6 protein-coding genes are annotated in these 7320 nt (G+C 38.4%); 4 read left to right on the top strand and 2 right to left on the bottom strand.

The genetic code is table 11. From position 1 onward, the window contains the following. Both GPUN_RS06160 and GPUN_RS06155 read left to right on the top strand, forming a co-directional pair. Positions 1-487 (top strand): IclR family transcriptional regulator (locus tag GPUN_RS06160; RefSeq protein WP_040520439.1); only part of this gene is annotated, 487 nt, incomplete at its 5' end. Positions 488-1030: 543 nt separating this feature from the next. Further along, positions 1031-1996 carry an NAD(P)-dependent oxidoreductase gene (locus tag GPUN_RS06155; RefSeq protein WP_006004528.1) on the top strand — a complete coding sequence of 322 codons (966 nt, stop codon included), beginning with the start codon at positions 1031-1033 and terminating at the stop codon, positions 1994-1996. Positions 1997-2529: 533 nt separating this feature from the next. On the opposite strand, the gene GPUN_RS13900 is transcribed toward GPUN_RS06155, so the two are convergent. Further along, positions 2530-2982: an ISAs1 family transposase gene (locus GPUN_RS13900; protein WP_006004526.1), complete on the bottom strand. Its 453-nt coding sequence runs from the start codon at positions 2980-2982 to the stop codon at positions 2530-2532. 84 nt (positions 2983-3066) lie between these two features. On the opposite strand from GPUN_RS13900, the gene GPUN_RS06145 reads away from it, so the two are divergent. Beyond that, entirely contained in the window at positions 3067-3999 is a 933-nt protein-coding gene (locus GPUN_RS06145; protein ID WP_006004524.1) for a LysR substrate-binding domain-containing protein, read from the top strand. Positions 4000-4482: 483 nt separating this feature from the next. After that, positions 4483-4695, top strand: coding sequence for a hypothetical protein (locus GPUN_RS06140; RefSeq protein ID WP_006004522.1), 213 nt, complete (start codon positions 4483-4485; stop codon positions 4693-4695). A 370-nt stretch (positions 4696-5065) separates the two neighbouring features. Here the strand turns inward: GPUN_RS06140 and GPUN_RS06135 are convergent, their stop codons facing one another. Then, positions 5066-6706 (bottom strand): BCCT family transporter, encoded by a 1641-nt coding sequence (locus GPUN_RS06135; RefSeq protein ID WP_141567235.1) that lies wholly within the window; start codon positions 6704-6706, stop codon positions 5066-5068. Between the last annotated feature and the right edge of the window lie 614 nt (positions 6707-7320).

Raw genomic sequence — 7320 nt, 5'->3', positions numbered from 1 at the left:
ACCCGTTGCTGAAATCCTTAAAAATGAAATTTACAAGTCAATTTTTCTTTGTGCGCCAGTTGGTAATAAAGTTGTTGTCGTCTCGAAAGTTGAGTTTTCACTGGGTAATTCACTTAACATTCATATTGGCCAAACCATGCCATTGCATTGTTCCGCATCTGGAAAAGCCATTTTATCGATGCACTCTGTCGAGTTTCAACGCAGTTATAGAGACGGCGAAGTGAAAAGCAATCCTAATATCAAAGAGGATTTAGTTAATATTGATGAAGAATTGGAACGCGCAAAACGCTTGGGCTATGCAGTGACTCATGGCGAAAATGATAATCAGGTTAGTTGCATAGCTGCTGCGGTGCTAAATTTGAGAAATGAGCCAGTTGCTGCTATTAGTGCTGCAATCAATGGCGAATATCTAAGCCCAGAGAGTGCGCGTCATTACGCTAAAAACCTGGTACAGGCTGCTCGTCAGTTATCTGCACGTATCGTTTGAAAGTGAGCTTATCGGATGAGTGAGTAGCATTTCTGCTGCTCACTCTCCTAAGAACCTTACATGCAAGGTTCCCCGCACACAGCTCATGCCTATTTAAGTCCAGTGATCAAACTGAACCGGCAGTAAATGTAGCAGTGTCCCACGAGGCTTTATTCTGGTTTTAGCAGATTCTATTAACAATTTGTCTTTGTACTTTGTGATATTAAATCCCAGAAAATTAAAGCCAGTATTGATGTGGGTAGTGTGGGTTTTCTCCACGGACAAAAAAACACAGATAAACGGTGAATGTAAAAATATTCTTATGTGGTGAATAACTCCAGAAGTTAATTATTCTAACCAAATACTCAAAATATATCAGTTATGCTGAATCGATATTTACATAATAATGTCGACGTTTTCTATTTCGTACATAGTTCTATTAAATTGACTGTAATAGAAATACATTTAGACAAAAACTTTAGTTCATGTCTTTTAAAATATATAGATAGTTTATCAACACCTTTAGCATAATATTTTCAAAGGTGTAAATATGAGGATTTAGGAATGAAAATAGGATTTATTGGATTAGGTAATGTAGGTGGAAAACTCGCCGGAAGTCTACTGCGTAATGGTTGCGATCTGACTGTGCGAGATCTCAATGAAGATTTTGTTTCTGATTTTGTTTCACGTGGTGCTAGCTCTGCTAATTCAGCAAAAGAAATGGCTGAAAAGTGTGATGTTGTTATTACGTGTTTACCTTCACCTAGTGCTTGTTCTCAAGTAATGGAGGCCGAGGATGGTATTCTTGCCGGTATCACTGAGGGTAAAATTTGGATGGAAATGAGCACCACCGATGAGTCTGAAGTTCGTCGTATAGGTGAGTTGGTAAGCGCTAAAGGAGCTCTACCTGTTGATTGTCCTGTTTCTGGAGGATGTCATCGTGCTGACACAGCAAATATTTCTATTTTCGCAGGGTGTGAGCGAGAAGCCTTTGACCGCGTATTGCCTATATTAAAAAAGATGGGCCGACGAATTTTACATACGGGTGTGTTAGGAACGGCATCTATCCAAAAAGTAATAACTAATTACTTATGTACTGTTCATTTGGCGGCATTAGCGGAAGCACTAACAACCGCTAAAGTAATGGGAATGGACATGAATGTGACTTATGAGGCAATTAAAGCTTCTTCAGGTAATTCATTTGTTCATGAAACTGAATCTCAAGTTATCCTAAATGGTAGCCGAAACATAAGTTTTACTATGGATTTAGTACTTAAGGATGTAGGTCTTTTTCACGAGGTTGCTCGTCGCAACGGTTTATCTTTGGAATTAGCGCCATTAATGGTTGAGATATTTGAAGATGGACAAAAACGATTTGGAGCAAGAGAATACTCGCCTAATATCATCCGCAGGTTAGAAGAAGCTTGCGATGTCAAAGTGTTAGGCAAGGGCTTCCCTGCTGAAATGACTGATGATGAGCCAGAAGAACCAGGTTATGAGGTTGTTGTACCATTACGCTCTGATTATTAATCTGTAGTTTAGGCCTATCATCTATTGTTAGGCCTAAACCATTGCTCCTAAACTAGCTGAGATTTTATGAGAAGAATAAGGAAAATTCCTGCTTTATTACCTTTCAGTGTTTTATTTATAGGTATAGTCGCTAATTTAATTGATAAGTAAGGAAGCTAGTCAATAATCCTTACGACGAACAACTGACTACCAGCTGAATTTTCTTGGCTACTAATTATCGGCTCAGTACTACTTGTACTAACATGTTTTGCTGCTTATTTTTCTCCCATAGGGCAAGTCCGCATAGGTGATGAGGATGCCAAACCGGCACTATCATAGCTCCGCTTGATCCAACTACGGATGCCGATCTAGTCGATGGCGTTAGAACCGCGGTAGGATACGACATTGAACTTCAGATTGATTTAACGAGTAAATACAGAACCTGCCCGCATTCACTCGCCATGGTTTAGGTATCACGCTCAATGAAAAAATCATTGCGCGATATCGAGTCTAGAACACGGTGGAGTTATACTTTGACATCACCCAAACAGCACTTATGTTCTAAAATCATCAGCCCATGCCGACCTATGTCGTTTCCCAGCAATACTGTCTTTGAGCGGATGTCTCTTTAGTAAGTTTACTAGCATGCGTTTAAATAAGGCGATGTTTTTAGCGCCATCCTCAACGTAAATGAGGCTTTCGTCTTCTCTAAACGTCACATCTAGCGACCAGTGATCACTTTCAATCTGCCAATGGCCTCTGATAATCTTAGCAATTTCCTGAACATTATTACCCATAGAAATTAGGTAGTACGTGATTTGCTCTTTGTCTGGCCGCCCTTCTTGCTGGTGAGTACACACCGCTTCTACTGTATGTTTAGCCCATTTCCGATTCTTTATGCCCGCTATCCATGCATTTAGTAGGATCCCGCCGTGGAGTCTAAAACCAGTTTTAGCATTAACGACAGGGATTTTCCTTGTTTGACCCGCATTAAATTGATATAACATATTAATATTCCGTTACTATTTTGTTAATTGATTGTGGCAATATTTATATGGGGTAACTATTTCAATTAACAATAGGAATATTCTATGGACTCTCGATTAATACCACCGCTTAGTACATTAAAGGGGTTTGAAGCTGCAGCACGTAAACTTAGCCATAGAGCGGCAGCTGAAGAACTAAATCTAACTCACCCTGCAATAAGTCATCAAATTAAAAACCTTGAAGACCATATGGGTGTTAAATTATTTACTAGAGATGGCAGAAATGTTGTTCTTAGTAAAGAAGGTAAACTCTTTTACCCCTACGTACTTGAAGCCCTTCAACAGTTGGCAAACGGCGTATCTGCTGTTCAACGAGCGACGAAATCATCACCCTTACGAATTCACACTTATGTTACGTTCTCCATTCGTTGGCTTGCCCGTAGATTGCTATCGTTTCGCTCAGATTATCCCGATATAAATATATACTTGGCAACTTGTGCAGCAAATTGGGGGTTTGATGAAGAATCCTCAGATATTGGCATTATATACCGAGAAACCCCACCTTCAGAAAACTATCATTGGGTGCCACTTTTCGACTACCGCTTATTCCCAGTCTGTACTCCACAATTAATGAGCAAACAAGATGGTGAATTTAAAGTCGAAGAATTGTTAAATTTACCTCTTCTGTCAGTAGAAACAGAATTTGACCATTGGGAAAAATGGTTTCGCAATGCTGGTGTAGAAGTAGAAACCGTAGTACCTCATATGGTTGTAGATACTAAAGCCGTTGCTTTGGAGATGGTACTAAACAATGAGGGGGTTGCATTAGTTAACGGGCCTTTTGTTGATGATGATCTGCGTTCTGGTCGATTAATCAAACCTTGCAATCATGAAATTGTTTTTCCAGGAGGTTGGGGAGTCATTTGCCGATCAGATATTAAAAATGAACCACAAATAAAGTGTTTTATTGAGTGGATAACTAAACATGCCGCACAAGAAAGAAGGAGTGATTATTATAATGGGGTAGTAAGTAACTAAAATCTAGGTCTTTAGTTATTGGGTGCAAGTTCAATTTGGTAATTTACTAGGATTTTTAAATAATTAGGGTTGTTAGATTTAAGGTGTAAACACCGGTCTAAAACCGCTGTTATTTGCCGCAGGTTAAAATGGCTATAAATAGCGTTTACTGCTATTTTTAATGGTAGTTGAGTTGGTTTCGTTAGTCCTTACAAATCCATATCATCATTAAACTGCTCGCTTTTTCGGCTGTCCAATGGGTAGTAAAATTTTCAGTACGTTCATGTTGTCTTCCTCTTTTGACTTTGTCCCGTGCGACTCGTTGCTCTTGCGCTTCTCTCATGCGGTAAGAATCGCCTTCAGTCGCTATGACTTCACTTATGTGGACTCCCCCTTGTCAACAATAATATTGCTAAATGATAAAAGGATAATCTGATAACAGCAGCCCTACGAAAGGTGGCAGCATGTTGGCGAGCTTACAACAACTCGGAAGAAGATAACCTTATGCACCTAGGCAACCATCCTACCTTAGTTGTTTGCCATCCTGACTTTGCGAAATCTTTTGGAAAGGATCTAAGCATAAAACATATGGCCGAAGCTGAAGTTGTACAAACTGTTGGTGCTGAAACAAATTGGATTAAAATGTCTAAACTTTATGAGCTAAATCTTAAAATGCCAGCTAATTGGATTAAAGCAGATTCATCGCTGATTACCTGACAGGCAGTTTTATCTGGTCAGAACTCAACCATTTTTTTTCAGACAATGCGCGAAATGGTATTTAGACCAAGGTCTATTCGTTTCGCCATTTGAATACCGTTTACCAAACCTCTCTTCACTTTATGCTGTGCTGAGGCACGGCGTAAAAAACGTGAAGAAATCAGAGTTTTCTGTACCTGGCTGCACTCATTAAGCTAAACTTGATTCAGCAAATAAATATTCGTATAAATCTGACTACTTTGTTGGTCACTGCGCGAGTATTACTTAGTCCGGTTGGTGTTATTAGTGATGTAGCACTAAATACAATAATAAAAGCGTAAATTGAGCTTTTAATATTCTTTATCTATTGCAACTTAATTTATCGGTTTATCTACTTATTAACTGGCTCCATTGAATGCCCTTTAGAGGCTTTATGGATCAGTTTAAACAACGTTATATTAGTACCAATGATTATAATCATCGCGGGTAAACCACCTAAATTAGACATCATTTTTATGCCATCAATACTAGCAAAACTCACCATAACCCAAGCGATTACGCCAATAGAAATGCCCCAAACAAATTTAAGTAACATCTTAGTTTTGGCTGTTGAATCTTCGCTGTTAATTTTTTCATCACTTTTATTTAGCGCACACTCACTCGTACTTTCGCCAGAGTCAGCGGCACAGAGATTACTCATTGCATCTGTATTGGAATCAGCTGCGGTAACAAATGAAATGAAGGTAATACCAATAAAAATTGCAATAGTAATTGCTGACAGAGGCAAGTTATCAAATACGGTAAAGATAACCGCTTCAGCACCTTTCTCTTGCATGACCTGATGTAAACTGCCTAAAGTGAGATGATCTAAACGCATGGCGGTACCTGAAAAAGTAGCCATCCAAACAATTGCACATGAAGCGGGTAATATTAAGTTAATCATAATAAATTGACGAACGGTGTAACCTAACGCTATTCGCCCTAAAAATAAAGCGGTGACAGGTGCCCATGCATACCAATTGGCCCAATAAAACACAGTCCAAAGTTTTGGCCAGTTATCTTCTGGTCCGGTATAGGTATTAAAACTTCTCGCAAAAAAGTTGCCAAAATAATCAAGAATGCCATCAAAACCAATAGACAAAATATAGCCTGTTGGCCCAAAAATAAAAACAAATACACAACAAAGGATAAATACTTGAGCATTAATATTTGATAACCGAGCAATCCCTTTTTGTAGGCCACTAACCGCTGAAGCAATAAAGGTCATAACAATCGCAAGAGCAATCATCGCCATAACGGTCTTATTACTAGAGATCCCAAAGACTGACTCTACGCCACCACTTAACACTAAAATTCCGGTGCCTAAAGACGAAGCCATTCCTGCAACTAAAGCAAATAATGCTATAGCATCAATTACTTGACCTTTTCTTCCTTGTACCCAACTCCCAAAGATGGGGCTTAATGTTGAGCCAATAGAAAAAGGCAGCTGTAAATTATAATAAACCAATGCAAAAACTAAACCAGGTAGACAATAGATGGCGTAGGGGGTAAAGGACCAGTGCATAAACATTGTGGCCATAGTAAATTGAATAGCTTCGGTACTTTGGGGAACAATTCCTAAAGACTCTGGTGGTTGATAAAGATGAAACATTGGCTCTGCCGTGCCCCAAAATAAAATGCCAGTCGCTATGGTGGTACACAAGGTAATTGAAAACCAACGCCATTTAGACAGTAGCGGTTTGGCGTCATCGCCACCAATACGTATTTTACCTAATGGTGAGAAATACGTAACAATCAATGTGACTAACAAAAGAAAACTAGACAGACTAAAGAGCCAAGCAAATTTAGACAAAATCCAGTCATTAATTTGCGTCGCAATGCGCATATACTGTTCTAAATTGACAAAACTAAAAACAACCGCAACTATCAATAATAAAAAAGGCGCCCAAAACACGCCATGTTTTACGTTAAAAATAAATATATTTCTTTGAGTTTTCTCGAACATCGGTTTTGTTTGGTCTTTCGCCATCATTGCCCACTTATGCTATCTACTTCGCCATTACAGTACTAGGAATTTAAATCACGCATATTATTTATTGATAAGTTGCTTATTTGTTTTTAGTTGATGTTAAATTTTCCTAATTCCGTATCAAGCCTGAACCAGATCCGTTAGCTAAATGAATTTACCCAGTTTCACCAACAAGGCTTAGTACCATTTATATTTAGATCTGAATAATTAAATATATGATTATTATTATGTAAATACCACGTCAGCATAACTGAAATATTTTGAGTGTTTGGTAATAATAATTAACTGTTTAAGATCAGCTCAACATGCACACTTATGATTTTCTATATGCTTCCAATTAACTATCCACTTTTTCCAAGTAATAACCATCGTGCATTAATAATCAAGAGACACAACCAAAGAATTTAAACACAAATAACAAGCTTTTATTGAAATCTAAGAATGAAGACTGGCACTCTCTTTCCCCAGGTAAAACTATTAACAAGCGCCAGCTAAATTTAATGATTAGCAATCTAATTAGGATTAGTAGGTGTGGATGTGATGATGAACTTAGTATATCGACGACTGTCACGAACCTTTGGTTCGTTCTTACAATGAAGTACTGCAAGGTGAGAATT

The organism is Glaciecola punicea ACAM 611 (assembly GCF_000252165.1).
GTDB classification, from domain to species: Bacteria; Pseudomonadota; Gammaproteobacteria; order Enterobacterales; family Alteromonadaceae; genus Glaciecola; species Glaciecola punicea.
Note: the sequence above shows the minus strand (reverse complement) of the source record. Positions and strands in the feature narration are given on the sequence as shown.

Bases quoted from the DNA above. Each gene is read 5' to 3' on its own strand.
- GPUN_RS06155 (WP_006004528.1), top strand. From the start codon at position 1,031: ATGAAAATAGGATTTATTGGATTAGGTAATGTAGGTGGAAAACTCGCC.
- GPUN_RS06145 (WP_006004524.1), top strand. From the start codon at position 3,067: ATGGACTCTCGATTAATACCACCGCTTAGTACATTAAAGGGGTTTGAA.
- GPUN_RS13900 (WP_006004526.1), bottom strand. From the start codon at position 2,982: ATGTTATATCAATTTAATGCGGGTCAAACAAGGAAAATCCCTGTCGTT.
- GPUN_RS06135 (WP_141567235.1), bottom strand. From the start codon at position 6,706: ATGATGGCGAAAGACCAAACAAAACCGATGTTCGAGAAAACTCAAAGA.
- GPUN_RS06140 (WP_006004522.1), top strand. From the start codon at position 4,483: ATGCACCTAGGCAACCATCCTACCTTAGTTGTTTGCCATCCTGACTTT.